We start from the raw sequence: 917 nt of genomic DNA, 5'->3' as shown, positions 1-917 counted from the left end.
CTGCCGATGAATCCATTGTGCATCAGGCAAGGGAAAAGAAAATTAGCCCAAATTATGTTTCATAGTGAAACATATGCTTTAATGAATGTTCCATATTGAAACTTTTACGTGTATTAATACTTAAAATTGCGAGCCGGAACACCTTTTGTCATAAGGGATGCGGGATATGAGTGGCGCTTTTAACAACGATGGTCGGGGCATATCTCCCTTAATTGCAACCTCCTGGGAGCGATGCAATAAGCTGATGAAACGGGAGACATGGAACGTACCACATCAGGCCCAGGGCGTGACATTTGCTTCTATTTATCGGCGTAAGAAAGCGATGCTGACGCTCGGGCAGGCTGCGCTGGAAGATGCCTGGGAATATATGGCACCGCGAGAGTGTGCGCTGTTTATCCTCGATGAAACCGCCTGCATTCTCAGCCGTAATGGCGATCCGCAAACCTTGCAGCAGCTAAGTGCACTGGGATTCAATGACGGCACGTATTGCGCCGAGGGAATTATTGGTACTTGTGCGCTATCGTTAGCGGCTATCTCTGGTCAGGCCGTGAAAACGATGGCCGATCAACATTTCAAACAGGCACTCTGGAACTGGGCCTTTTGTGCAACGCCGTTGTTTGACAGCAAGGGCCGATTGACGGGAACAATAGCGCTGGCGTGTCCGGTTGAGCAAACTACCGCAGCTGATTTGCCGTTGACGTTGGCAATCGCCCGCGAGGTCGGAAATTTACTGCTGACGGACAGTTTGCTCGCTGAAACTAACCGTCATTTAAATCAACTTAATGCCCTGTTAGAAAGTATGGATGATGGCGTGATTAGCTGGGACGAGCAGGGTAATTTGCAATTTATCAATGCCCAGGCGGCGCGGGTCTTGCGCCTTGACGCGACGGCAAGTCAGGGACGGGCAATCACTGAAC

At 49.9% G+C, this 917-nt stretch carries 1 protein-coding gene; it reads left to right on the top strand.

Going from position 1 to position 917, the window contains the following annotated elements; genetic code table 11:
* Positions 1 to 166 precede the first annotated feature (166 nt).
* A partial coding sequence (locus E0D98_RS24850; RefSeq protein ID WP_074469732.1) for a GAF domain-containing protein occupies positions 167 to 917 on the top strand: 751 nt, incomplete at its 3' end.

It is taken from the genome of Escherichia sp. KCJ4928 (assembly GCF_004352695.1).
Classification (GTDB): Bacteria; Pseudomonadota; Gammaproteobacteria; order Enterobacterales; family Enterobacteriaceae; genus ECMA0423.
The sequence above is the reverse complement of the archived record's forward strand: the minus strand, read 5'-3'. Positions and strand labels throughout refer to the sequence as shown.